This is a genomic window from Saliphagus infecundisoli (assembly GCF_020177375.1).
Taxonomy (GTDB): Archaea; Halobacteriota; Halobacteria; order Halobacteriales; family Natrialbaceae; genus Saliphagus; species Saliphagus infecundisoli.
Map to the genome: position 1 here is coordinate 1 of NZ_JAIWHV010000039.1, position 26885 is coordinate 26885.

18 protein-coding genes are annotated in these 26885 nt (G+C 57.6%); 9 read left to right on the top strand and 9 right to left on the bottom strand.

Annotation, left to right across the window (positions count from 1 at the left end; translation table 11 throughout):
- Positions 1-431: 431 nt before the first annotated feature.
- The 5 genes from LCF40_RS21090 to LCF40_RS21110 all read right to left on the bottom strand — a co-directional run bounded on the left by LCF40_RS21090 (position 432) and on the right by LCF40_RS21110 (position 8099).
- Positions 432-890 carry a hypothetical protein gene (locus tag LCF40_RS21090; protein WP_224830115.1) on the bottom strand — a complete coding sequence of 153 codons (459 nt, stop codon included), beginning with the start codon at positions 888-890 and terminating at the stop codon, positions 432-434.
- 245 nt (positions 891-1135) lie between these two features.
- On the bottom strand, positions 1136-3364 hold the full coding sequence (locus tag LCF40_RS21095; RefSeq protein ID WP_224830116.1) for an ABC transporter ATP-binding protein: 2229 nt from the start codon (positions 3362-3364) through the stop codon (positions 1136-1138).
- A gap of 670 nt (positions 3365-4034) precedes the next feature.
- Positions 4035-4997 carry an ABC transporter permease gene (locus tag LCF40_RS21100; protein WP_224830117.1) on the bottom strand — a complete coding sequence of 321 codons (963 nt, stop codon included), beginning with the start codon at positions 4995-4997 and terminating at the stop codon, positions 4035-4037.
- On the bottom strand, positions 4984-5913 hold the full coding sequence (locus LCF40_RS21105) for an ABC transporter permease (RefSeq protein WP_224830118.1): 930 nt from the start codon (positions 5911-5913) through the stop codon (positions 4984-4986). Before LCF40_RS21105 ends, LCF40_RS21100 begins: the two co-directional genes overlap by 14 nt.
- A 98-nt stretch (positions 5914-6011) precedes the next feature.
- Positions 6012-8099 (bottom strand): ABC transporter substrate-binding protein, encoded by a 2088-nt coding sequence (locus tag LCF40_RS21110; protein ID WP_224830119.1) that lies wholly within the window; start codon positions 8097-8099, stop codon positions 6012-6014.
- A gap of 348 nt (positions 8100-8447) precedes the next feature.
- Here LCF40_RS21110 and LCF40_RS21115 point away from each other — a divergent pair, with 348 nt between their 5' ends.
- Positions 8448-9332, top strand: coding sequence for an IS1595 family transposase (locus LCF40_RS21115; protein WP_224830120.1), 885 nt, complete (start codon positions 8448-8450; stop codon positions 9330-9332).
- Between the two features lie 141 nt (positions 9333-9473).
- On the opposite strand, the gene LCF40_RS21120 is transcribed toward LCF40_RS21115, so the two are convergent.
- The 3 genes from LCF40_RS21120 to LCF40_RS21130 form a co-directional block, all read right to left on the bottom strand.
- Positions 9474-10328: a sugar phosphate isomerase/epimerase family protein gene (locus LCF40_RS21120; protein WP_224830121.1), complete on the bottom strand. Its 855-nt coding sequence runs from the start codon at positions 10326-10328 to the stop codon at positions 9474-9476.
- A 195-nt stretch (positions 10329-10523) separates the two neighbouring features.
- Positions 10524-11633 (bottom strand): Gfo/Idh/MocA family oxidoreductase, encoded by a 1110-nt coding sequence (locus tag LCF40_RS21125; protein ID WP_224830122.1) that lies wholly within the window; start codon positions 11631-11633, stop codon positions 10524-10526.
- 160 nt (positions 11634-11793) lie between these two features.
- Positions 11794-12531: an RraA family protein gene (locus LCF40_RS21130; protein ID WP_224830123.1), complete on the bottom strand. Its 738-nt coding sequence runs from the start codon at positions 12529-12531 to the stop codon at positions 11794-11796.
- A 577-nt stretch (positions 12532-13108) separates the two neighbouring features.
- Between LCF40_RS21130 and LCF40_RS21135 the strand changes: the two genes are divergently transcribed.
- The 7 genes from LCF40_RS21135 to LCF40_RS21165 all read left to right on the top strand — a co-directional run bounded on the left by LCF40_RS21135 (position 13109) and on the right by LCF40_RS21165 (position 24765).
- Positions 13109-13972: an NAD(P)-dependent oxidoreductase gene (locus tag LCF40_RS21135; RefSeq protein ID WP_224830124.1), complete on the top strand. Its 864-nt coding sequence runs from the start codon at positions 13109-13111 to the stop codon at positions 13970-13972.
- Positions 13973-14254: 282 nt separating this feature from the next.
- Positions 14255-15388 (top strand): mandelate racemase/muconate lactonizing enzyme family protein, encoded by a 1134-nt coding sequence (locus LCF40_RS21140; protein ID WP_224830125.1) that lies wholly within the window; start codon positions 14255-14257, stop codon positions 15386-15388.
- 296 nt (positions 15389-15684) lie between these two features.
- Positions 15685-16491 carry an IclR family transcriptional regulator gene (locus tag LCF40_RS21145; protein WP_224830126.1) on the top strand — a complete coding sequence of 269 codons (807 nt, stop codon included), beginning with the start codon at positions 15685-15687 and terminating at the stop codon, positions 16489-16491.
- 101 nt (positions 16492-16592) lie between these two features.
- Complete coding sequence (locus LCF40_RS21150) at positions 16593-17687, top strand: ADP-ribosylglycohydrolase family protein (RefSeq protein ID WP_224830127.1); 1095 nt, start codon at positions 16593-16595, stop codon at positions 17685-17687.
- Positions 17688-18739: 1052 nt separating this feature from the next.
- The gene (locus tag LCF40_RS21155) at positions 18740-23479 is read left to right on the top strand and encodes a S8 family serine peptidase (protein ID WP_224830128.1); all 4740 of its coding nucleotides are present in this window, start codon (positions 18740-18742) and stop codon (positions 23477-23479) included.
- Between the two features lie 287 nt (positions 23480-23766).
- Positions 23767-24381, top strand: a complete 615-nt coding sequence (locus tag LCF40_RS21160) for a DUF2238 domain-containing protein (RefSeq protein WP_224830129.1) — start codon at positions 23767-23769, stop codon at positions 24379-24381.
- Between the two features lie 117 nt (positions 24382-24498).
- Positions 24499-24765 carry a hypothetical protein gene (locus tag LCF40_RS21165; protein WP_224830130.1) on the top strand — a complete coding sequence of 89 codons (267 nt, stop codon included), beginning with the start codon at positions 24499-24501 and terminating at the stop codon, positions 24763-24765.
- Between the two features lie 167 nt (positions 24766-24932).
- Here the strand turns inward: LCF40_RS21165 and LCF40_RS21170 are convergent, their stop codons facing one another.
- The gene (locus tag LCF40_RS21170) at positions 24933-25514 is read right to left on the bottom strand and encodes a thioredoxin family protein (RefSeq protein WP_224830131.1); all 582 of its coding nucleotides are present in this window, start codon (positions 25512-25514) and stop codon (positions 24933-24935) included.
- Positions 25515-25678: 164 nt separating this feature from the next.
- On the opposite strand from LCF40_RS21170, the gene LCF40_RS21175 reads away from it, so the two are divergent.
- Entirely contained in the window at positions 25679-26590 is a 912-nt protein-coding gene (locus LCF40_RS21175; RefSeq protein WP_224830132.1) for a phosphatase PAP2 family protein, read from the top strand.
- Positions 26591-26885: the final 295 nt, after the last annotated feature.

Consider the following 26885-nt stretch of genomic DNA (forward strand, 5'->3'; position numbering starts at 1 on the left):
TGATAGCCACGTGGAAACGGCGAGGACTCGATCCACCTGAACAGCTCCAGTCTATCCTCGGTGGAGAACTCAGATCAGGATCAGAGACATCACTAGCCGGTGAGTTCTGATCACGCTATCCAACTACCTCCCATCGAGGGGAATGACGGGCCGTCACTCGATCCCGAAGCCTCTGAGTCGTTTTTCAAGCTCGGCAACGGTTGAGGTTTTCATCGAGAATGTGATCGACACTACCTCTGCAAGAGTTGAAACTTCAGTGTGGACGGTCGGTCCGTCGAGCGTGTCTCATTAGTGGCTGAAAACGCCAAGGGTTGGAGAACCCTTTGACGGATCGAAGTCGGATCACAACGAACCCATCGAGAATGTAGCAATGCCGAGGCCGGATACGGCTACCTAACGTTGAAGGACTACGAGCCGTTCTCTATGTATCATCAACTGCTGGACTCCATTTCCGGGTCACGTATCAAGCGACTGCATCCATTGCCAATGATTGCTGCAACGAGTGCTTCAACCACATACGCGGGAGCAAGAGGAATAGCGTAAACTAAAGGTACAACAGTGATAAGGTAGAGAGGTGGCAGAATCATGCCCGCTGTAAGCAGGGATCGAACTATATTGTAGAGGACGAACGCAGCAAAGAGGAGAGCGAGACCGAAGAGGACGGCATACACTCCGTATTTCATTGCGGCTCCCCATTCGTCCCTCCCCCAGTGGTCCCTCGCCAGATATCCGGCGACGAATCCGCCAGGGAGCCCGCCAAGAAAGCGAAGTTGTACGAACGGGTCCCCGGACCACCACCACCCAAAATGTTCTAAAATCAATGTTTTAATTTCATCAGAAGGAAGGAGAACTGTGGAGATGATTAATACACCGGTTGAGATCGCCGTCATGACCCCTCCAGCGATCACCGCCCAGTTATACTGCATCGGCTCCTCGAGAAAGGGGCTCTGGGTCCAAGTGGGATTCTTCGTCGTTGGAGACGTCGGTTCGGACAAGTACTGGGGCGGACGGACGAGAGAAGGTTGGAATTTCCACATCAGATGAGATTTTCATGGTTGATAAGCAATCTCGAATAGAGAGCCGGATCCTATTCATCGGATTTATCTGCTATTATGGGGAACGCTACATTCAGCGATTAATCGTCTGCAACTCCCTTGTTTTCGTCGTTCATCGAAGTAGCTCTCTCGTCGCCGGTAATCGACTCACTCTCCCAATATGGATGGTCAGTACCATGAGCCCTAAAGCAAGCTGTCTTCCGTTCTCGATTTTCTCCGTCTCCATGGAGCATTGGGTTCCTCTCGGTACAGATTTCACGGGCCTCTGGACATCGGGTGTGGAATCGGCAGCCCGAAGGCGGGTTTTCAGGATCAGGAATGTCAATTTCCCGAATTGGTGGCTGCCGGACGACTCGGTCGTCGGGATCGAGATCTGCGGTGGCCCATTTCAGCACCTGTGTGTAGGGGTGTTGAGGGTCCTCAAGCACTTTCTCCGCCGGTCCAATCTCGACGATCTCTCCAAGATACATAATCCCAATTCGTCCTCCGGTCTTCTGTGCGAGATATCGCGCATTCGAAAGATTATGGGAAATAAAGAGGTAGGATGTGTTGAACTGGTCCTGGAGATCAAGCATGAGATCCATCATATCGACCCGTAAAGAGACATCCAGCGCTGAGACTGCCTCGTCTGCGAGTATTAGTTCAGGGTTCATAAGCAGTGCCCGGATCAAGGCAACACGCTGTTTTTCTCCGCCCGAGAGTTGGTGAGGATATCGGTTCGCGTAATCGTCGGGCGGCGCCATGCCGACCCGTTCAAGCATTCCGTATACGCGAGCCTCACGGTCTTCGGTACCCAAATCCGGGTACCAAATCTTTAATGGCCGCGAAAGTGTTGATTCAACCGTTTTATTAGGGTTCAGTGAACTACCTGGGTCTTGATGAATGATTTGGAGCGCACGACGGATCTCTTCCCACGGAATCTCAACGTTATTGACTCCGTCTTTGGCATCCCAAATGTCCTGATCACGAAACGCTACGGTTCCATTTGTCGGGCGCTGTACTCCGATTATGGTCTTTCCAAGCGTTGTCTTTCCACAGCCTGATTCGCCGACCAGTGCGACGACGTCGTTCTCTTCGATTTCGAGGTCAATACCGTCGACTGCACGAACGATATCGGGTTCGTTGAACAGATTTCGGATGAGACCGTGTGAACTCTCGAAGTGTACCTCGACGTCTTCGAGGTGTACGACATTCTCGTCCGCTTGAGAAGAGTCTATAGCCGGTCGTTCATTAGTCCGGTCAGCACCTCCCTCAGATAATTTATATTCTGAAATGCTGAGTGGGATTTCATGGGCGACGTCCTCCCAATAGTGACATGCAGCCTCATGTTCATTACCCACTTCGTAGAGATCGGGGTCATTGGCCTCGCAAAGTTCATCGGCGAGTGGACATCGAGTATGGTAAGAGCAGCCGGATGGAACGTTTACTGGATCGGGACTTTCACCCTCAATCGGTCGCATTGCTTCTACCGGCGTATCGAGGTTCGGAGTAGAATTGATAAGTGCCCGCGTGTACGGGTGGTTCGATCCAGAGATAATGTCATTGGCCTCGCCGATCTCAACAAACTCGAAAGCATATAAAACTCCTAGTCGATCGGCTAGTTCTGCAACTAACGGCAGGTCGTGTGTGATAAACACGAGGGTTAGGTCATATCTCCCTTGGAGATCCTCAAGCATCGAGATGATCGAGCGCTGCATCAGGAGATCAAGCGCAGCCGTGGGCTCGTCCATCACCAGTACTTCGGGCTCAAGAATAAGACTGAGCGCAATTAGTGCCCGCTGTTTCATCCCCCCTGAAAGCTCGTGGGGATACGAACGAAATACCCGGTCGGGATCAAGATAGAGTTCCGAGATGAGCTGACGCGCCCGCTCCATTCCTTCGTTGATGTCCGAATCGTGCGCATCTAAGGTTTCTCGGAAATGATCACCGAGCCTCATAGTCGGGTTGAACGATGCGAGCGCTCCTTGGAAGACCATCGCGATCTCCTCCCAGCGGAACTTCTTTAGTTCTTCATCAGATAAGTTGAGGATTTCAATAGGTCTGTCTGGTTCGGGATAATAGGTGATGTCACCCGTTGTAACCCCTGGATTGACGACTGCATCAAGCAGCGCGGACGCGAACATCGATTTTCCTGAGCCGGATTCACCAACAATTCCGATGATTTCGCCCCGGTGAATATCGATGTCAACACTGTCTAGTACTTTTGATTCGCCGCGATCCATATCGAAGGATACGCTCGCGTCGGACACTTCAAGTACTGGATCATCGGATGATGGTTCAAAGACGTCGTGTTTCCGTGTGTTTGTCACAAATGTTCACCTCTGCCCGTCACCATGTCATTCCCGCTAATCCTGATGAACCCCTCTCTGTAACGGACCATATCATCCTAACTGGGGCTAATTCCATATATATCTTCGGTACGCGTTAACGGGGGACAAAATAATAATCTACAGGCGGAGCAGGCCGAGTGCCTCGGGGCGTGACCCCGAGGCGGTTCACCTGCCCAGTGATTGAAAGCAAGTAACAAGGTTCAACCCAGCCAATCCAAAATAGCGGTGAGAAATAATGAGTTGGCAGAGAAAAGCCTGACCCGGATCTACTGGAAAATCAATCGGCGGACGACTCCTCATACCCATTGGGCCTCAATTGCCATCGACAGTACAGCAGGAGAGCAAGGGCGATAGACAACAGAAGCATGTTTATGACTATAGAGAGAGATAGTACGATTGCCCCATCGGGTTTGAGTTCACCCACGAGGATGGGAAATGCGGACAAGACGAGAAGCACGAGATGAATTTTTACGGCAGAATGAAGCAAGTAATCTAGCTCGCAGATGGTTTTGATCCTGATCACAGCCAGTACAACCATTTCAGTAGAAGTAGCACCTCCACTATCATAAACGCTCTTGATGAGATGAAAACCTGTGAAGACCAGAGATAATTAATCTTTTATAGTTGTTGGAATTATTGAGCTGACTTGCTATTTCTCTGTCTCGTGTCGTGTGCGAAGCCGAACATTGAAGAGACGATCTGCGGCCTGAGCGATTAGGACAAGTCCCATCGAGAGTCCGACGATAGCTAACATCGGGAATAGGATCGTGTGTCGGTAAGCTGGAACGACTAATGCGTTGCCTTGATCGTTTGCTATGTTCATCATCACTCCCCAGTTAAAGTTGCTAAAGGGGAGCACACCAAGGAAATACAGTGCTACAGATCCGAATATCACTGCCCTCGCTGCGTTAACGAAGCTTATCAATATATATGGCATCAATTCCGGGATGATGTCGTCAATGATAATCCGATATGTAGGAGCACCCATCACTCGAGCTGCCTCAACATATGATTCCTCTCTAAGAGTAAGTACCTGTGACCGCAAAGTCCGAGCAAGACCAGCCCATTGATTAATAGCCAATAGGATACCAACCAGAATTGCGCTTCTAGGAGCGAAGATTGTGGTGACTACCATAACGAGTGGAAGTCCTGGAAGGGCGATCATCATGTCGCTCACCCCCATCAGAAGACTATCCAACCGCCCACCTTTATAACCAGCAGTGATTCCAACCATCGACGCTACGGCGATAGCAAATACTCCCCCAGATAGTATCATCAGAAGCATAGTCGGAGTGGCGTAAATCAATGATCGGAAGATGCCTTGACCAAGTGCATCCGTCCCAAGCGGGAGTGCCATTGTTTCGAACGGAGGAGCGTTCGGGCTACCTTCGTTCGGAGACGGTTTTTTGAAAATAAGTAGACCAACCGTCCCCATTAACACATATGTTCCGACAATCACGGTTCCAACGACTCCCCGCCAGTCCTTCAAAAAGATACGTAGAGGAACAACGACATGGTCCCATAGAAATTCCCGATACCGGGCCGATTTGGACGTTTCGACATCGGAGATGGTTTCGAACGGAGACGTATCGGTCCCCTCAGTACGACTCATGGCTATCACCCTGTTCAGCCCGTGGATCAAGCTTTCCGTACGTGAGGTCTCCAATGAGCATCGCTATTACAACGGCCACAGTAATGATAATAAATCCGCCCATCATCAACGGGTAGTCACGAGCACTGATAGCTTCAAATAGATAGTAACCGAGCCCTTGGTATCTGAAAATAGTTTCAAGAACAACGGATCCTCCGAATAGGTAACCGATTGAAATGAGAAAGTTCGTATAGAGGGGGAGCACTGAATTCCGTCCCACATACCGGGTAGCAATACGTTGATCACCGAGCCCGCGCAAGTGAGCCACTCGAATATAATCTTCACCCAATACTCGAATGCTGTTGCCACGCATGGCGAGTGCGATACCCCCAAAGCTCGTGAGCACCAGCGAGATTGCGGGGAGGAACACATGGTTCAATACGCCAGCAAAAAACGCAAACGTCAGTCCTGGTTCTACGGCATCATTAGCACGTCCAACTGTGGGGAACCAACCAAGATCGAATCCAAAGTAGAAGAGGAAAATGAGAGCGATTACGTAGTAGGGAACCGAATTGCTCACGATAGAAACGATTGACGACATGTTATCAAATAATCCCGACTCGTAATATGCCATAACCGCACCGAGCGCAACCCCAAATATGTATATTAATAAAATAGAGATGGTCATGAGGAATATCGTCCAAGGAGCTGCATCTGCCAATATCTCGGTAACGGATGCAGAATAAAACAACGATTGTCCGAAGTCCCCCTGATGGATGGAGACCATGTAGCTAACGTACTCCTTCCACAATGGATCTGATGGATTCATATTCGCGTACGCCTGTAACAGTTGATCCATCTCTCCTGGAGTTCCACCTTGCTGGCGTATCTGGGCACGTAAATAATCCATTGGACCGCCCGGGATCAGGCGGATCATGGCAAACGTTAGAGTGATCGTTGCGTAAATCGTAAATATCGCCTGCAAGACCCTCTTATATATCCATTTCATCTTGTTAGTAGTGGTAGTTTTATTATCTAATTTTGAGTTTTTGCTTGTACCTCGCCACCCCTGACGCTATGGTAGATGATATTTTGGGCCGATCGCTGGTCACCCCACATGTATTCAACCGGTGGCCACCGCCAATCGTCTCTCGTGATGGCCGCGTGCTGGGAGGCGTCCATGAGGTCTATCATCTGCAGGTCGTAATTCTGTAGCCATGCGAGCTGTATTGTTAGGTCTCTGATTACCTCATCATCTGTAGCGTGCAAGAGTTCATTGAGCAGTTCGTTCGGCACCACTTCTTCGGAGGGGTCGGCATCGGGTTCTCCGACTGGCGGAATCTCAACGGGATCGTTTGCGGGATACAACGTTGCGGTTGGTTCACCGCCGCCGACCGGCGTCCCATGAGTCCGCCAGTTCAGTTCATAATCGAAGTATGCTCCTGGGTATCTGCCTTCACGAGCAGTTTCAGCACCATATACCATCTCGAAGTCCCCACTATCAAAACGGTTTGAATACTGGGTCGACTCTAGCGGCTGTTGCTCGGCCTGGATACCGAAATCCTGCAACTGTCGCGTTATTGTTTCGCCGACGGCGACCCAATCAGGGTGGGGTGCTTCTGTAATCCCAACAGGTTCGAACGGCGAACCGTCGGGATCCATCCAGACGCCGTCTTCCTTAGAGAACCCGGCTTCTTCAAGGAGTTCGGTGGCTCGTTCCTCACTGTTGTAGTTGATGAAGCTCTCCTCGGCTACATCCCGTATTTCCTGGAATTCATTCGGAGAGAGCCCGGTCGTGATATGGCCACCTGCGTACTCATCGTCCGTGATAGGAATCCGATAAGAACCGGAATTTTCCGTCACCGGCGCCGGATCAATAACATGAGCGATGGCCTGCCTCACGTTTCGGTTGCCTCGACCAAACGGTGAGTCATCGCCGAAGTTGAAGAGTACACCCTCACCACGCCCCTCCTGAAAATGCCAGACATCGGTATGATCAGGGACGTTGTTGAAGAACTGGTCATCACCGGTGCTCCATCGCATGATGAGGTCGAGTTCGTCCGACAGAAGCGCTTGCATTGACGGGTTTTGTTCCATTGGAACATATTCCAAGGTAGAGAAGTTGTACTGGTCAAGAAGTTCGTGCCCCTCCTCTCGAAGTTGCATGGTCAGCCGCTGGCTTGTTGCCTCGGAAAATTCCCATACAGTATGGGTCACGACCTCTTGATTGTCGGACGCTGGCCCAACGGAGAAGTTTATTATCTCTTCATTGATGCTTTCTACTTCGTCTTCTGATGCATCACGCAATTGATCGGCAAAGTCCCCGTACAATGCTCTGGGAGCGACAGTGGATCTTGTCAGAATTGCAACTTCTACAATGAACGGATTGTATTCTTCGCTCAGTACGAATCGAGCCGTTTTATCGTCATCGGCAACTATCTCATCAACAAATTCCCAAATATCAGTCGGTCCCAGCCCTCCCGGGCCCAGATGTCGTTCGATTTCAAACTGTACCTGTACATCCTCTACGGTCAGGTCGTCACCGTTGCTCCATGTTCGTTCATCTGGAAGGTGGATGACTAGGTCTCCGCTCCCCGCGTCTCCATCCCATTCCCACTCATCGGCGAGTAAATTTATGAAACGCTGTCCTGCTTCATCCCAGTTGGCAAACTGCTCCCACATTACCAGCCGGTTTAGGTGCCACGCTTGTTCACCTTGGCCGACTGCCCACGGGTTGAACTGATACCTCGTAGGGGAGCCACCAATACCCGTCGTGGTGAGGGTATCATCTATTGGCTCTCCTTCCGGTGGTGGGGTGAGAAGTGGATGCGTGCTGCCGTCCGCGCCCTCTCGAAGTAAATTTTCGGCTTCACCGTTCCCGTTTCCATTCCCGTTCCCGTTTCCACCATTGCCATTTCCGTTCCCGTTTCCACCGTTGCCGTTGCCATTTCCGTTCCCGTTGCCATTCCCGTTCCCGTTTCCACCATTGCCATTGCCATTTCCGTTCCCGTTCCCGCCACCACCAATGCATCCGGCTATGAGTCCTGTCGACCCCACCGTTGTTGCCAATAGTAATTTTCGTCGGGACAGCTGTCCGTTCTTCTCGTCATCCTCTTGTACCATGTGAAGGGCAACCGTACCATACTGTATTAAAGTTTGTGATCGACCTCATTTGCTGCAGTCCTAATCCTGTGCAGGGCCGATACTAAGTCAATCATATAAACACAGAGTGATATATACTTTGATGTATCCATAATAAACCATTATAAAACAGTGACTTAGAGAAAGAGCATCTTCACAGTCACTAATGGAATCAACTGATACTCTAACCCGTCAAATTGTTCGGATCTGCAGGCTGCTGTCTCAAACTCATAGATCTTCGCTCTTGGATAGAGGATTGTTGGTCAGGTTGCAGCAGTAGCTGGAAGTCGTAGCGGGCAAGGGTGACGCGTCCGCGCCACCCGACGAAGCATGTTCCCATTGAAGACGTTCGTCTCGGAGCGTCGTGCCGCGAATCTGTGCCAGCAGATTCGCTGGCGTGACGGCGTCTATTGCCCACGCTGCCGTGGCGAATCCGTGATTCGGTACGGCAGCTATCGGGTGTTCCAGCGATACCGCTGTAAGAATTGCGACCGCACGTTCAACGATCAGACCGGCACCGTCTTTGAACACTCGGCGGTCGAACTCAGAAAGTGGTTTCTCGCCGTCTCCACCTACATCCGCTTCAACACCAGTCTTCGGCAGTTAGACGTCGAAATCGATGTCTCCTACAAGACGGTGTACCGGCGCGTCCAGCGCCCGCAGGAAGCGCTGGACGCGCCTCGACCACAACTCGAAGGTCCAGTTGAGATCGACGAACTCTACGTGAAAGCCGGACTCAAAGGCCGCGAGCGCGACCGACCGTCGCGCTCGCGTGGCCTGTCCACGTGCGGACGTGGCACCTACGAGCAGGACAAGCCACCCGTCTTCATTTTGGCTGATCGCGGTACCGGCAACCGCTACGTGCTTCAAGCGAAAGCCGCGGACGAATCGACGATTCGACTCCTGCTTGCTGACCGCACAGAGGAGTCGCTCACCGTCTACACCGACGGCTTTCGAGCCTACGAACCACTTGACGAAGACGACGCGTTCGACCGCGAATTCGTCGTCCACGGCGACGGTGAATACGCCAATGGAGACGTTCACGTCAATACCTGCGAGAGCCACGGATCGCTGGCGCGATCCTGGCTCTCGCCCCATCGAGGCGTTTCCAAGGATAAGCTCACGCCGTATCTCCGAACGTTCCAGCCCCGTCGTCAAGTCTTCCGAAAACCGGGAGAAGACGCGCTCAAAACCATCCTCGAAACAGCACTATGAGTCGCCAACAATCTCCGCCACAAGAGCGTAGATCTTTTCGTGAGATCCGAATCCCCATCATGAGTCTCTATCCGGTTCGCTGCTTCGCATCCTTCCGTTCACTTCCAAGACAGCATTGGCCCATGAGTGATGGTCTCAGAGTTAGCGGGTGACCAGTTCAATGTCATTTCGTTCCGCGACGTCTCTGAAGCGCCGCATCGTTTCGACGAATTCCTCGTCAGTAGTCCAATGTTCGGTAAAGACGGCGACGTCATCATCAAGTTCGTCAAGGCGCTGGGCGTATCGGTTATAGTCCATGGTCCCGTCGCCTGGGAGAACCTCTTCAAGGCAAAGGATCCCGTGTTCAGTGTTCCAGTGGATGTCCTTGATGTGGGCAGCCGCTACGTCTTCGCCTAGCAAGTCGAATGCCTCGTCTATCAACTGCGTACTCTGATAGACGTCCTGGACCGAATGCATGTTCATCGCGTCCATGTGGATGCCGAAGTCGTCGTGGTTGACCTCATCGATAACCTCACGCACCGCTCGCGGCTGGTGGACGAATGTGTTGTACCATGGCTCAAGGGCGTATGTCGTATGGTCTAGCGATACGCCATTGAGGATCTGGCGACAGTTCTCGACGACCATCCTACGAGCCTCGTCGCTCCAGTTGTCCGGGTGGGGAGCACCGGCCCACGAGCCACCAAATGAGCCAGCTAACGTGACGACACAGTCGACGCCCATCGCGTCCGCTCGCTTGAGGAGGCTTTGGATCGTCTGAATCTGTTGTCTCCGTTCCGCATCATCCCTCGTCAACAGGTTCTCCCAGTAGCCGTACTCGCCGATCGTGAGTCCATAGTCACGAATGGTTTCACCGAAAGTTTCGCACTGCTCGATTGACCAATCCCCTATCGCCTCTGGAGCGTCGATAGCTCCCAAACTGAACTCGTCGATGACGGGTAACGCTTTTTCCAAATCTTCCTCGCTCTCGATAGAGAGCCAGTTACAGCCGAGTCGCATGGGATTGGGTAGTGATGGGGACAGATAAAATTATGTCTCTCTCTATCCATGGTTCCTTCCAGCTGGACCCAGTAGTTGTCTCATCGACGCGGTCCCGACTAATGCCGACCGAACGAGGCTGGGAGCAACTAACGATACGACGGTACGTCACTGGTCAGAAGAGAGTTTCAATATGTAGAATTCCGCTCCACTGGACTACCACTCACGGGAGTCGGGGACATGGATCCACTCGCCATCGCTGTCAATCGACTGTTGGCTAACGAGTCCTGGCAGGGTCATATCCAATCCTTCGTGGATGTCGATTGCCGGATCCGAGCCGGAAACGAGCGCGTCTATAAACGTCTCGAAGACTAGGTAATCTCCCCCATTGCGTCCCGTGTCTCGGGCAATATCCGGAATGTTCTGCCAACACTCCGGAAGATACTCATCGGCATACTCTTCCAGCGATTCCCAGTTACGTCCGTTTTCATTCCGGTCAGCGAAACTGATCCGGTGAGTATCGTCTGAATGAGCAGCGGATTCGAAACAGCCCTTCGTTCCCTGCAATTCGAACCGATAGCCAGCAGCCGGACGTTCGGAGAGAATATCTTGCCGGTGGACGATAAGACAGTCGTTCTCTGTTTTCCCCAGCATGACGACAGTGTCTTCCTGGTCATATGGATCGCCCCGGGGGTCGATGTGGTGATGGCCGCTTCCCGCACATGCGACCCGCTCAATCCGATCGTCTAGAAACCATCGTCCGACCGGCCCAAGGTTGTGTGTCGGGTACGTGACACCGTTGCGCTCAACCCGCCACGTCCGACGCCAAAGTGCTTCTTCGATGTGATCTTTCCCGTTGGTAACGCGTTCGCTGCGAGCATAATACACGTCGCCGAAGCAACCATCAGAGACGAGTTCAGCAACGAGCATCCATTCTCGCCGGAAGACATCGTTTTCGGCGAGCATAAACATCCCTGAGGACTGATTAACTGCTTCTACGAGGTCCCTGCACTCATTGATGGTTCGACCTGCAGGAACCTCACAAAGGACATTGAGGTCGCGTTTCAATGCGGCAACCGATTGAGCAACATGGTGCTCAACTGGGGTTGCGATTAATACTGTATCGAGCGAAGCCTCCCAGATCATGGTGTGGAAATCGGTGTAGGCCTCCTCAGCGTCGAACGCTTCCTGAGCTCGCTCGGCACCTTCCTGAACGATATCACAAACCGCTTCTACCTTTACACGCTCATCCTCAGTAGCAGGAATTTGATATCCCATTCCCCTACCTGCCGCTCCGACCACTCCCAGCTGTATCTGGTCTGTCATAGCGTTCATATTCAATGGCCCCTGTATAAATATATACCTCAGTGCAATATTGCCCCGTTCATCCTCGGTCGTTCAATCGAAATAGAGGGGGAAATCCCAGTATGAAGAGGGGATATGTAGATGGCTACCTCCAAAATTCGAGGTCAATCTCCAGTCAGAATTATTCTAACGTGAAATCGGGCTCAAGACCTGCCTTTTCGTAGTACTTCCGTCTAGCCTCTTGGTCGTCCTGTTGCTCCGTCCGGGCCGCCTCACCGACTCGTTTAGCAAATTCGATGGGAACCACGACGACGCCATCTCCGTCAGCAACAATTACGTCCTCCGGTCGGACGAGACATCCCCCTACGTTAACAGGGATCTGTGAGTCGTCATATTCCGTCCGGCCAGGAATGATGGGTTTGTTGATCGTCTTCGAGTAGGTTGGGATGTTTTCCTTGATCATCTCGTCGGTATCACGGGGCCCGCCGTTAGTGACTACACCAACGGCACCATCCGCAATCCATCCCAGTGCATTTGCCGACCCGATTATCCCACATGGGAGGTTGTGCGATTCGAGCACGATGACATCGTGATCTGTGATATCCGTTGGTCCACCGCTCCGCTCGCTGTACCACTCATCTCGCCACTCACTGCCAGTCTCGTATCCGAGTTCGTCAGGCAGGTTCCGACGGCGGTTCGTCGGAAGGAAGCGTACAGTATGTGCGAAGCCGATAGCCCGGTGATCAAACGCCTCCATGTCTCGATAGAGAGGACTGATCTCGGGAGACATCTTGTTGAGTTCGTATCCGAACCCATAGAAGTCCAACCCATCAGTGACGTCAGTGACGCGGACGTCCTCGTATATATCGATGATTTCTTCTCGTTCCTCCTCCGTCAGTGGTGGCTGATAGTCAGCCATGCGCCCCAATTCACCCCCTACATCATAATTGTTTGGGGCAGGAATTAGATGTCAGTTAAAATCCTATTGCAACTAAAATTTTCAGAGGGTAGAATTGTTAAGGGTGGCCCCGATAGCAAGTACATCGAGTGCCATCGGCTACAACCCAGACGTAGCGCTCGGTGGCGTTAATTTCGGTTTCACCAATGACTACCTCTTGACGAGCTTCTGGAACGATCGCCTTAGTACTCCGGAGACGATTTTGAGGAAGAGAGAGAAGAACAGCAAAGAATCGCAGAACCTAACGGCATATACGAGATCAGTCGACAGTGTTTCTCAATAGCATTCCTGGTTCACTACCAACGGTAGTTCGAGAAAGGGTTCGCTGTCGATTGGAGAAATCACCAGGATGCGAAAACACTGAGAGGACACTTCGCTCTGTCGACGTGTCCTTGGAGCAAAATACGTCCTGCTGGCCGGCCTCCAGAATTATCCGTCTAATGATGGATATATTAACTTTTTGTTTCCATATTCGAGCCTTTCGTGAAATATGCCGCAAACATTTATGCCGATCGGTTGTCGACTCTTCGACTGATCCATGCAAGACGTTGGACTCATCGGTGTCGGCTACATCGGCAAGCTCTTCCTGGATGAACTGATCGACGCGGATCGGACCGTAACCGTCTTCGATATCAACGAAGAGCAAGTGGCAGCGGCAACTGAGAAGGGAGCAACAGAAGCAGCCAGCCCCGCCGAGGTCGGCCGAACGGCGGATATCATTATCATGGCTGTCCCAGGAACACCAGAGGTCGAGGCGACGATGTCAGGACCGGACGGCTTGGTCGACGCGCTTGAGGAGCGCCACCTTGTCATCGATGTCACGACGACGCTTCCGGAGACGTCTATTGCGTGCGAGGAGATGTGTGACGAGCGCGGAGCCCACTTTATCGAGGCACCGATCACTGGCGGGTCCCCGCGTGAGGGATACCACATGATGGTCGGCGGGACCGAAGCGAGCTACGCCTCCGCCGAAGACGTCCTCGACGTCATCTGTGCCGATCACGCGCGGATCGGCAATACTGGCGATGGGACGATCTTCAAGCTCGCGCTCCAGATGCGGTACGCCGGCCATCACGCGATCGACGCGGAAATCGTCGAATTCTGTCGGGACAACGACGTCGATCCAAGCCCCCTCAACGAGTTCCTGGAGATGGGAGTCTGGGAGAACTACTTCACCGGCGACTTCAGCCAGGACATCGAAGGGCTCGGTGGACTGGCCATCTGGCACAAAGACATCGGATACGCTCACCAAGTTGCAACCGAACACGACACGGCATTACCACTGAATAGTATCGTTCACGAAGCGTACAAAGCGACGACGCGTCGCGCAAGCGATGATGAGGGGCATGCAGCAGCCCTCATTAAGTACTGGCAATGTCTCAATAATTCGTCCCAGCGATGACGAAGACCACTACTGAATGCCAGGAATATCTGGATTGAGCGGGGCGACGCTCGACGGACAGACCTCGAGCGAATCACGGCCGAACACGGCCTCATGCGATGGATGGCGACACAACACCTCGGTTAGCTATACACGACTCTCTTCAAAATATACAATTTTTGTTAAGTTGGCTGATCAGGCGTACTCGTCTCAGTGAATGGGGGAGAAAAGACAACTTAGTTTCATGAGGAGACATTTTCCGAATTGAAAATGATTATATAGCGCCTTGGCAAGATCGGCCATATGCAGATAGAACAAGTGGAGCCTGTCGTCTTAGAGAGTGCGATCGGAACGGTTTCGTTGCCAGGCGGCAAAAACGCGTTCGATGCGACGGTGACGCCGGTCGTCGCAAAAGTCCACACCGACGAGGGGGTCGTCGGATTAGGCGAGACGTACCTCGACGATCCGTCGGGTCACAAGGCTCTGACAGCAGCGAAGGGGATGGAAGCCCTAGGGCACGAACTCGAAGGGAAAGACCCCCGTGACGTCGTAGCACGCTGGCACGAGCTGTACGTCCACGTGAAACGCGAGGGATCGTTTCGGGCCCTGAGCGCCATCGACGAGGCGCTGTGGGACATCAAGGGGAAAGCGAGCGGGAAACCGGTCTACGAACTCCTCGGGGGGAGGGTCGGCGAACTCAAAGCCTACGCGACGTTTCCGCTCTCGAAGCCGGCCGAACAGCTGATCGAGGACGCAGGGTGGCTCGCCGACAAGGGGTTCCCGACGATGAAGATCGTGGCCGGCCACGGGATCGACAACGACACCGAGAAGATCACCACCGTTGCAGAGAACTTGCCCGATGGCCTCGGCCTCGCAATCGATTCGAACACGACCTACACGGTTCAGGACGCGATGCGGGTCGGCGAGGTCGCCAGCGAACACGGCCTCGAGTGGTTCGAGGAGCCGGTCTCGCACACGAACGTCCAGGGAATGGCCCAGTTGAACCGTGACCTCTCGGTTCCGATCTCGGCCTATCAGAACAACCTCGCACACTATCCCGCCGTTGACCTTCTCGAGGCCAACGCCCTCGAGATCTATCAGCCCGCGCTCGACTTCGTCGGGGGAATCACCGCTGCCGACCGCGTCGCGACGATGATCGAACCGTACGACAAGAAACTCGTTCCCCACGCGTTCGGCCCCGCCATCAACTACTCGGCCAGTCTTCACGTCGCCGCTGCGAGTCCGGCGTGTTCGCTCATCGAGTTCGGGGTGTACTCCGACGAGATCGACGATCCCGGGGAGTACATCGCCAGCCCCTACGTCGCCAACCAGACGGACATCTACGTACAGGGCGGCGGCACCATCGAACCGCCAGACGAGCCCGGACTGGGTCTCGAACTCGACGACGAGGTCGTCGAGGAGTATCGGCTGAACTGACGGCTCGGCTTGCGAGCAGACGATTCATCGATCACGGACGGTCCGTTCATCGATTCTCGCACGAAAATCGGAAAAGCGAGCGTCGATGACTACTTCGCTGCAATCACAGAGACAGTAAACGGCGACCACCCACCAGGCCCCTCATTCAGGAGCGCCTCGGCCCGGAAACCAAGCCGTCATCCTCACTTCCGTCCACCCGTTACCGGGGAAGGCCGGGGACGAACCTGACGGTCCAGCGGGGACGTCACCATCGTAGAACGGAAACTACTAACATGGATGATCACCAATGACATGGTATGGGAAAACAGGACACGACAAAGAAATCGATCAAGTCGACACAGACAGCGTTCGACATCATAGAAACCATCGCGAATCGGGATCGTCCGACGGTCACCGAGATCGCGTCCGCGGTCGAGCACTCCCGGAGCACGGTCCACTACCATCTGAAGACCCTCAAACGGAACCGGTATGTGATCCAGGACGACGACGGACTTCGGCTTGGATTGCGGATGACCGGTCTCGGCGATATCGCGAGGCAACAACACGGCCTCAGCGGCGTCGTCGAAGAATCCGCCGACAACCTGGCCAGGGAAGCGGATGCGGATGCATGTGTCGCAGTCAAGGAGCGAAACAAGCTGGTGTGGTTGTATCGGGCCACCAATCGCGATCTGTCCGAGTTCCCCGCGGACCCCGGGAGAGAGACGACCATCCATAGTACCGCCTACGGGCAGGCGATCTTGGCGTATACATCGACCGAAACCGTCGACATGATCGTCGAATCACAGGGATTACCGGCCGAAACCGAACGAACGCTCAGGACCAGAGAAAAACTCGATAAACGGCTCTCGATGGTTCGGGAGCTCGGAGTCGCCTACAGTTCCGAAGAGCACACCGAAGGGATTAGCAGCATCGCCGCACCGATCCTCGACGAATCGACCGACGAGGTCCTCGGAGCCATCGGGATCAGCAACCATCACGACGAGATCAACGACCCGTACAAACACCCGAAAGCACAGCGGTTCTCCGACGAGTTGCCGAGACTGGTGAAACAAACCGCACAGATCGCGAGCAACGCGGTTCCGGATTCCGGCGACCGGGAGTGACCGGCGCCTATTGTTCTATATCATAGACGGCTGTAATCCCGCTGAGAGTGATCGAATGCCTTGACCCGAACGTCTATCCGAATACAGTGTGATCTACGGGCATGACCACCGAACTCGAAAACAGGGTATACGGATGTCTCATCGGAGGCGCGATCGGGGATGCACTCGGCGCACCGGTCGAAGGGTGGACCCGACAGCGAATCCAGGCGGAGTACGGGACCCTCGAGGAGTTCAAGCAGTACTACATGCCGTACTCGAAAACGGATCCCGGAACAGTCACCAGCGACACTGCGATGCGTCAGTACCTCTGTCTCGCGATCGTCGAAAACGACGGCCGCGTGACGCCGACCGAGTTCGCCGATGTACTCCGTGACCGGCTCAATCCGGATCGAGTGTGGATCAACGAGGAGATCGTCCTCAAGAAGTTGAGTGCGGGCATCGATCCGTGGATGGCAGGACGGGGATCGGTCCCCGACAACAAGATCACGTCCGCGATCACTCCCGTCGGCATCGTCAACGCGGGAGATCCCGGACAGGCGTATCAGGACGGTTTCACCATCGCATCGATGCTCCAGGACAATCACTATCGACACGCGACCGCCACGATCGCCGCCGGCGTCGCCGAAGCGATCACTCCGGACGCGACGATCGAATCGGTCGTTGCAACCATGATAGAACAGTCGACGGGAGTGACGGCGCGCGCGATCGATATCGCAATGGGATACGTCGAGCAAGCGGAGACGGTCGACGAACTCGTCGATCTGTTCTACGATCAGTTTCTCGACTGGCGGTGGCCGGCAGTCCAGTGGGATCGACAAAAGTACGCTAACGGGGAGGTGTACAGCGCGAGCACCCTCGAGATCGTTCCCGTCGCGCTCGCCATTCTGTCTCTCTGTGAAGGTGACGTCAATCGGGTAATCGTCGAGGGAGTGAACTACGGACGGGATAGCGACGCCGTTGGGACCCTTGCTGGGAGCATCGCCGGCGCACTCCGCGGTGCAGACCGGATCAGATCGGAATGGAAATCCGCCTGTGAGGAGATGAACGAGGACTTCTTCGTCGAGTTAGAGGGAAATCCGGATGCGGACTTTCGCTCCATGGCCGAACGGTTAGTGACGGTGATTCGATGTGAACGTGACGAAGCGGCCGATCGGGCCGAACGGCTGACGGAACTGCTCGGCGAATCAGAAGAATAGGTTCGGGTAGTGGGCAGAACGAAATCATCGTCAGGATACCCTCACACGCTCAAGTTCGGACGATCGAACCGAACGACGTACTCGTCTCGAATGTGGCGAGAGATCAATACGCTCTTGGATTACAACCATATACTTGTAATACCTATCGTTACTGCTTTGTCAAGCCCGAACTGAGGAGTGAAACCGGCAGCCGTCGTCCGGTTCTATGCATCTGTCGACGCTTGAGAGAGCACGACCGTCATCCAATACGGATCGATAGTGAGCCGAATTTCGTTGAGCTCGACAAGCGGGACACGACGAGCAAGGGTCGGGACCACGTACGCGGTTAAAAGCGTTCGAGCAGCATCGAACCGCTTCGGACCGTTTTTACCCATATACAGTAATAGAAAGATAGAATATGTTTGTCGATCTAAAAAAGAGAAAGCCAGTGGTCAAATCCCCTATTCAGGAGGACGGTATCCTACTCTATCATAAAAGTAGTATATGACATTACTAATTGATTTCTATCCATGTGAGTTCTCAAATTAGCCTTTTAGACCCTTTAAACCGCTTTCACTACCTGTACGATTTCTATTGATTAGGTAGATATTTGGAGCGCTTCTATTAGGTCATCTTGTATCGAGTGTTTACTCTCGGTCGAGAAAGGATCCCCAATTTCGGACCGATACGGAGCTATAAATTAAATGGTTTTATCTCGTACCCCCAATTCAGCTGATTGTTTATTCACCGGTGATACACTACTCGTTCACGGCTGACACCGTTCGCTCCTTGAGGGTAGGGCTTCCTGCTTCCACGACGTTGTCAGACTGGGTCTGGCAGCCCGCCAGACGGAGTCCGGCGAACGCGCTTTGCAGATCCCGAGGTATCCACAGGGAGCGCAGTCTCCACATGCGCTAAATCCGCACTAATACCCCCTATCGACAGCAGACAGCACAGTTCGGCGGTGGTTAGTACACATCACCCCATTAATAGACAAGTATGGGCGTTGTCCGTAAACATTACCAAATCAAATAGCCGTTAGTTTTATTTATTTGTAATTAGCATCGAGAGTCGTGCCTTCAGATAACACGGACGAAACGGAGAGTCAGGAGAAGCGATCGGAGGACGTCTCGCGGCGCACGATCCTGCAGGGTGCTGCAGGGATCGGGGCGGCCTCTGCGTTCGGCGGCGGTGCCATCGAGGAGGTGCGGGCGGCGGCCGCCGCCCGCTTCGACGAGGCCGAGGGAACCCAGCAGGTCTACATCGTGTTCGACCAGTACGACGAGAGCCTGTCCGGCGATCGCGCCGAGCGCATCCGCCTGCTCCGCGAGCACGCCGAGGCGAGCCAGGAGCCCGCCCGCACGACCCTCGCCGAGTTCGACAACGTCGACCTCGTCAGGAGCTACTGGATCACCAACGTCATCCGCGCCGAGGTCGACGCCGACGCGGTCACCGCCGACCAGCTCCAATCGCTCGAGGGCGTCAGAGCAGTGTATCTCGTCCCCGAGTATCGCGTCCCCGAACCCGAGTCGGCCGACACGGCTCCAGAGGCCGACGGCACCACGTATGGTCTCGAGCAGATCAACGCCCCCGACGTCTGGGACGACTTCAGCACCCAGGGCGAGGGCGTCAAGGTCGCCGTCCTCGACACGGGGTTCGACGTTTCTCATCCCGACCTCGAACTCTACTCGGACGATTCCGATGACCCGACCTACCCTGGTGGGTGGGTCGAGATCGGTCCCGACGGCGAGCCCATCGAGGGTTCGGAACCCTACGATTCCCACTACCACGGCACGCACGTCGGCGGCACCGTCGGCGCCAGCGCCCCCGACGGCGATACGCCCCAATATGGTGTCGCCCCCGGCTGTGACCTCATGCACGGCCTCGTCCTTCCGGGCGGCTCGGGGGCGGATTCGGACCCGATCGCCGGCTTCGAGTACGTCCTCGAGGAGATGGGCGCCGACGTCATCAGCATGAGCTTCGGCGCGGGCTGTGGATTGTTCGGTCCCGTCTACGAGGACGCCTGGATTCCCGTCATCCAGAACGCCCTCGCGATGGACGTCCTCGCCGTCACCTCCTCGGGCAACTCCGGCGAGGGCTGTGTGGGCTCGCCCGCCAATATTTACGATTCGTTCGCGATCGGTGCGTCGGACGAGAACGGCGACATCACGGAGTTCTCGAGCGGCGATACGATCGCCGCCGACAACTGGGAGGAACCCGATCCCGACTGGCCCGACGAGTGGATCAAACCCGACGTCTCCGCCCCCGGCAACGAGGTGCTGAGCGCCGAACCCGGCGGCACCTACCAGAATCTCAGCGGGACCTCGATGGCCGCCCCCCACGTCGCGGGCGTCCTCGCCTTGATGCTCTCGGCCAACGAGGACCTCACCGCTGTGGACAGCCGGTCGGTGCTCGAGGGGACCGCCTGGAAACCCGACGACTGGTCGGAGCCGGGCGACGAACAGGACGTCCGGTATGGGTACGGCATCGTCGACGCCTACGCCGCGGTCGACGAAGTCGGCGCCGCCGTCTACGAGTACGATCTTGGCGACGTCAACCAGGACGACTCGGTCAACGTCCAGGACGTCCAACTCACCCAGCAGTACATCTACGGGATGGATCCCGAGAATTTCAACGAGGATCTCGGAGACCTGAACCGTGACGGCGAGGTCGATACCACGGATCTGAACCTGTTGCAATACAAGGTCCAGGGCAATCTCGATCTGGGCGCGATCGACGTCTCGAACCTGGAGGGGCCCGACGAGGCCGACCAGGGCACCGAGATCGAACTCTCGGCCGATCTCGAGAACACGGGCGAGGAGGGCGCGATCGAGGAACTCGCCGTCCACATGGCCGAGACCGAGGACGACCTCGGCTCGGGCGAGCCCGTCACGACCACGTTCGTCGATCTCGCCGCCCCCGGCGTCTCCGATCCCGTCGGTCATCCTGCCGAGACCACGGTTACGCTCACGGTCGATACGAGCGGGTTCGAACCCGGCGAGTACTATTACGGCCTCTACGCCGAGGACGACAGTGAGACGGGAGAACTCACGCTCGTCTCGTCGTACTTCGAGGTCTCGAACCTCGACGCACCCGGCGAGGTCGACCAGGGTGACGAAATCGAGGTGAGTGCCGACATCACCAACACGGGTAACGCCGACGACACTCAGACCGTCGAGTATCTCTTCGACGAGGAGGTGCGCCGCTCGACGGAAGTCTCGCTTGAACCCGGTGGTTCCCAGACGGTCACCTTCGAGGACATCGACACCAGTGGAACGAGCGAGGGGACGTACGACCACGGCGTCTCGACCGACGACGACGCCCAGTGGGCGGAGATCACGGTGTTGGAGCCGTTCTTCGACGTCGAGATCACGGACGCTCCGGAGACAGTGACCATCGGCGAGACCTACGACGTGGATGCGACCGTCGAGAACACCGGCGATGCGCCCGACGAACAGGAAATCGTCTACGATCTCGGTGCTGCAGGCGGCGACGTCGCGGTCGTCGACGTCTCGGCCGACACCTCACAGGGCGAAGGTATCGTCGGCGTCCTCGACGAGCGCCTCGATAACGAGGCCTACGCGGTCGACCTCGTCGTCGCCGACGACCTGCTCGACGCGATGGGCGACTACGACACGTTCGTCATCCAGCGCTTCGGCGGCGACGGGCTGGCGTCGGACTTCCTCGACGCGCTCGGGGACGACCAGAACGCCGTTTACCTCGACTCCTATCAGGGAGCGAGCGCCGAGGCGTACGCCGACGGGATCTACCGTCTCCACAACGTCCGTGAGGACCCGGCCACCCGCGGCTCGGAGGGCATCGGGACGACGGGCGACCCGGTGACGATCGATATCACGGCCGACCACGCCGTCTTCGCCGGCGTCGGCGAGGAAGGCGACACCGTCGAAGTCTACACCGGCTCGACGACCTGGGGGAGTTGGTTCAACGACTACAGCGGCACGCTCCTGGCCGACGCCGACTTCGGCGGCGACTTCGGCGGCCCGTCGGTCGCGGTCGGTGACGACGGCGAGGTGTTGTGCACTGCCGTCGCGCGCGACTACTTTACCAACGAGTCGGACTTCACCGACGCGGGCAACCGCCTGCTCACGAACGCAGTCGAGTACGCCACCACCGGTAACGTCACGACCGATACGGCGACGGTGGAGAGTTCGAAGGTCGTCGAGCTCGAGCCCGGCGAGAGCGAGGCGCTCACGTTCACGGACACCGTCCCCGAGGACGCGACCATCGGCGACGCGGCCCACATCGTCACGAGCGAGGACGAGCAGGCGACCGCACCGGTGACCGTCGAGATCGATGGCGGCACCGTCGAGGGAACCGTGACCGTTGCCGGGAGCGGCGATCCCATCGAGGGGGCGACCATCGAAATCCACGCCGACCCCGGCGACCACGCCGCGACCACGGACGCTGACGGCGAGTACGCCATCGAGAACGTCCCTGCCGGGGAGCACGAGATCACGGTGACGGCGGAGGACTACGCGGAGGTGTCCGAGACGATCGAGGTGCCCGAGGACGGGGCCGTGACTTACGACGCGGCCTTAGAGCCCGCGCCGGGCTCGATCACGGGGCAGGTGACCGCAAGCGACGACGGCGAGCCGGTCGAGGGCGTCACGGTCGTCGGCGAGAACGGCGACGGCGACGCCTACGAGGCCACGACGGACGCCGAGGGCCAGTACGCTCTCGACGTTCCCGCGGGGACCTATGTCGTTACGGTCGCCGAAACCCCGCCGGGCTACCAGCCCGAGGAGATCGTCACCGTCACTGCGGGTGAAACCGTCGAGGGCGTCGATTTCCAGATCGACCGCAGCCCGGGCTCGATCGAGGGCCAGGTCACCAACGCCGCGGGCGTCCCCATCGAGGGCGCCGAGGTCGTCGACGCCGACCAGGAGGCCTTCTCGGCGACCACGGACGCCGACGGCAACTACACGATCGAGGGGGTCACGCCCGGCACGAAAGCGTTGCGCGCGCTCCACGAGGACTACCCCGATTCGGACATCACCTTCGTCGAGGTCGCCCCCGACGAAACCACCAGCCAGAACCTCACCCTGGGGACCTACTTCGAGGTCTCGAACCTCGAGGCACCGGGATCGGCCGAACAGGGCGAGACGATCGACGTTAGCGCCGACGTCACCAACACGGGTGACCAGGAGGACACTCGTACGGTGTTTTACTTCCCGCCGGGCACGGACTTCGGCACCCAGGTTCTGGACTACGAGCCAGAGCAGTCGAAAACGGTCACGCTGGATGGCGGCGAAACCACCACGGTGGAGTTCAGCTACGAGATCCCCGCCGACGAGGAGACTGGCGACCTCCAACACGGCGTCTCCGCCGACGAGATTGCGACGGCCACCATTACCATCGAGGAAGGCGGCGAGCCCGATCCCGCCTACTTCGAGGTGAGTTCGATCGATGGCCCCGACACCGTCGACGCGGGCGAGTCGTTCACCGCCGACGCCACCATCACCAACACGGGCGATCAGGAGGCCACCCAGACGATCTATCTCTTCTGGGACGGCGAAGTCGACGCTCGAGAGCGCTACTCCGAGGAGGAACTCCGCCGACTCGTCGCCACCGACGCCATGCAGGAGGTGACGCTGACCGGCGGCGACTCCACGACCGTCTCACTCACCCACACCCTCGAGGACGACCTCGAACCCGCCACCTACGCCTACTCTATCTCGACGCTCCAGGAGATGGCCAGCGCCGAAATTACCGTCGAAGCCGTCGAGAGCATCGGTCCGGCCCGGACGGACGGCTCGGGCTTCGCCGGGATCTCGAGCTGGTTCCGGAGGTAGCCCCGCTCTCGAGGCCCGTATTTCTCGTCTCGGCGTCGACTTCGTGGCGTTCCTGAGGGGGCGGGGCCGACTGCCGAGTCGCCTCCGGAAACCCGAAAGGTTGGGACGTCGCGTTCCTCGAACGACTGCTGAACCGGCGAACACGCCTCAGTCCGTTGGTTTCCACTCGAAACGCGTCGCACGGGCCTCGGACACGGTCACGAACCGACGGGGCGCCCGCTCGTCACGTTCGGGCCCGGATCGACGCTCCCCAAACGGATATGGCGCCGGCACCCCGATAGTCCGTGATGGCATCGCCCCCGGAGCGCGCTCGCCGGTCGACCGACGCCGATCGGTGGCGGGTCGTGAATCGTCTCCTGCAGGCCGGAATCGTCGCCGGGCTCGCGGCGGGGATCCGCCGTCGCGACCCGAGCGTGGTCGTCAACGCCCTCCTCTCGCTTGCTTTTGCCTCGCTTCCCGGTCACGTCGAACGCTGGACCGACGTCCGGTTTCGGCCGTGGCAACGGGGCTGGCTCTCGCTTTCGGGACTGGTCCACACGCTCGGGATGCTCGGCCCGTACGACCACGTGTGGTGGTGGGACGACGTCGCACACACGCTCTCGGGCGGCGTCGTCGCCGGCGCCGCCGATGTCCTCTATCGGTCCGACGCCGACGGCAGGTACACGGAGTGCTCCCGGCCCGCGTTCATCGCGGGCGTGACCCTCGGCTTCGGCGTCGTCTGGGAACTCCTCGAGTACCTGGTCCACGCGCTGGGCGACCGGATCGGGGTCGAACCCATGCTCGTCACCTACGGGTGGCGCGACACGCTCGGGGATCTGGTCTTCGACCTCCTCGGGGCGGCGCTGGTCGTCCGGTTCGGCCGGGCGGCGTTGTCGAACCTCGTCGGCGACGGGCAGCGGTAACGGAGTGTTATCGACCCGCTCGAGTGGGCCCGTATGGCAGCTCGACCGTCGCTGACTCCTACAGCATCCGACGAAAATCACGGCGGGATTTATGAGATCCCACCCCATAGGAGGGGTATGGCCGCTACCGGGGCCGACTCTCGCATCGTCACGACGGTCGACGACGTCGCCGTCGGGGACGGACTCTACTCGAGCGCGTCCGATTCGGTATACTGGGTGGTCGAGATCTCGCCGAGGCGGGTCGTCCTGGGGGCCGCGGACGACACGACCGACACCTGGGTTCGGGAGACTCTCGAGGCATCGTTCGAGACCAACGAGTGGATCCGCCAGTCCACGCGACCGCCGTCGATCGACGACTCGACGTCGACCGGCACGACGAGTTGAGGTCCGTCGATCCGCTGGATTGCTCGCCTCGCCGCCGGACCGTATCGGCGAGGTCGACGGCGCTCGAGAAGGGCTCTCGGCCGGAGTTGCCGCCGTCTCCCGGTCTGTGAGCACTCTCTTCACGGACGGTCACGAAGAATCCACGGGCCGGCGTAGCTGGACGGCCGTCACTGGACCTTCCACTTCGTCGAACAGCCCATCGGAGAGACGGTCTCCGTGGGATACTCCTCGCCGGCGAGGACGGCATCGACCGCGTCCCGGACGTACTGCTCGGTCACGTCCTCGCCCTCCCTGTCGTCGTCGATCGCGCCCTGATAGACCAGCTCGCGGTCTCCGTCGAAGACGAACGCGTGGGGGGTACACTGCGCGCCGTAGGCCCTGGCGACCTCCTGGGACTCGTCGCGGAGGTACGGGAAATCGAACTCCTCGATGGCGGCCCGCGCGTTCATGTGTTCGAACGAGTCGGTCGGGTAGAACTCGTTTCCGCCGGCGTGTTCCTCGATCGCGTTGTTCGAGTTGATCGCCACGAGGTCGGCGTCGTCGTAGTCGGCCTGAATCGCTTTCAGACGATCCTGATAGGCTTTGGCCGTCGGACAGTGGTTGCAGGTGAAGACGACGACCAGCGCGGGCGCATCGAACTCCTCGAGCGCGTACGTCTCGAAATCGAGCGTCGCGAACCCCTCGCCGGTCACGCCGGGCAGTTCGAAGTCGGGCGCCGTTTCGCCGCCAGCAAGCGGATCGACCTGCATGGAAGGAAGTGTGGTAGCATGAGCCAAATACGTGTGGAAACCGGCCGTTCCACGGGAGTTCTATAGATCTTGACCTGTGAACAGAAAACCATCCGAGCGTGCATCTCGATCCCGCAGGGACGACAACCACAGCCCTCATCAGAACCTAGTTCCTCGTCGAACACGTGAACGTAAGTCTCGCGGGGCACGAACGGGGAGTGGGGATCGCGGAGGCCCTCCACGGCGCCGCGGAGTGGCCCGTGATCGTACTGTTCGGGCTGCTCACCCAACTGGGCGACGTCTGGTTTCTTTTCCTGGTCGGCGGGAGCCTCTACGTCGCCGGCGACACGCTCCCCTGGCGGGGGATCGACCGCCGCAAGGGGCTGTTCGTCCTGGCGCTGGGGCTCACGTACGTCGCCCTCGTCGGGGCCCTCAAGGCGATCTTCCAGCTCCCGCGGCCGCCGGGTGCCGGGACTCCGCCCGAGCTGGTGGGGCTGCCGTCGGTACTCGCCGCCGTCGTCGAGAGCATCACGACGGCCGACAGTCCCGGATTCCCGAGCGGACACGCCCTCGGAACCACCATGGTCTGGGGCGGGCTGGCGCTCGTCCTCCCGTGGGGAACGCGACGGAAACGGGCGGTGGTCGCCGCGGGCGTGATCCTCCTGGTCTCGCTCTCGCGGCTCGTCCTAGGCGTCCACTACCTCGCCGACGTCGTTGCCGGGATGGCACTCGGGGTGGTCGTCCTCGGGGCGCTCTACCGGCTGTCCGACGACGGCACCGCTCCCGGACGGGCCCTCTTCGTCGCGGCCGCCGTCGGGGCAATAGGGGTAGTCGTCACCCTCACCTTCGACAGCGTCGCCGCGAGCGGCGGCGCGCTCGGCGCGTGGGTCGTCTGGCGGGCCGTCGCCGACACCACCCCGGCACATCCGACGACCCGGCGGGAGGTCGTCGCCGGATTTCTCGTCCTCGGTGCCGGGGCCGCCCTCTTCGGCGGGCTCACCGCGACCGAGCCGCCGCTCGCGCTTACGTTCCTCGGGGCCGTCGTCGCGGGCGGCCTGGCGGTCGGGGCGCCGCTGGCGGGCGAACGGCTCGCGTAGGCGTTGTATCCTCGAGTCGGCGACGGAGCGAGAGTCGCGAGTAAACTACCCCGCCCTACTCGCACCCTCCCGCCTTGCGGCGGTCGGTCACTCCTTGAGGGCGGGGCTTTACCGCAACGACATTGTACCCCGCGACCCCATGCAAGGGCGCGGCCCGGCTTCCTCTTACCGTCCACGGGCGGACGGCGGGTCGGAGTTGTTGCTGCGACCCGCCTACCGGATCCGTTCCGTGGATTGTCCCGCCGATTTAATTCCCGGTGTTCTCTCACTCTACCCCAACACTGGGGACGGGGAT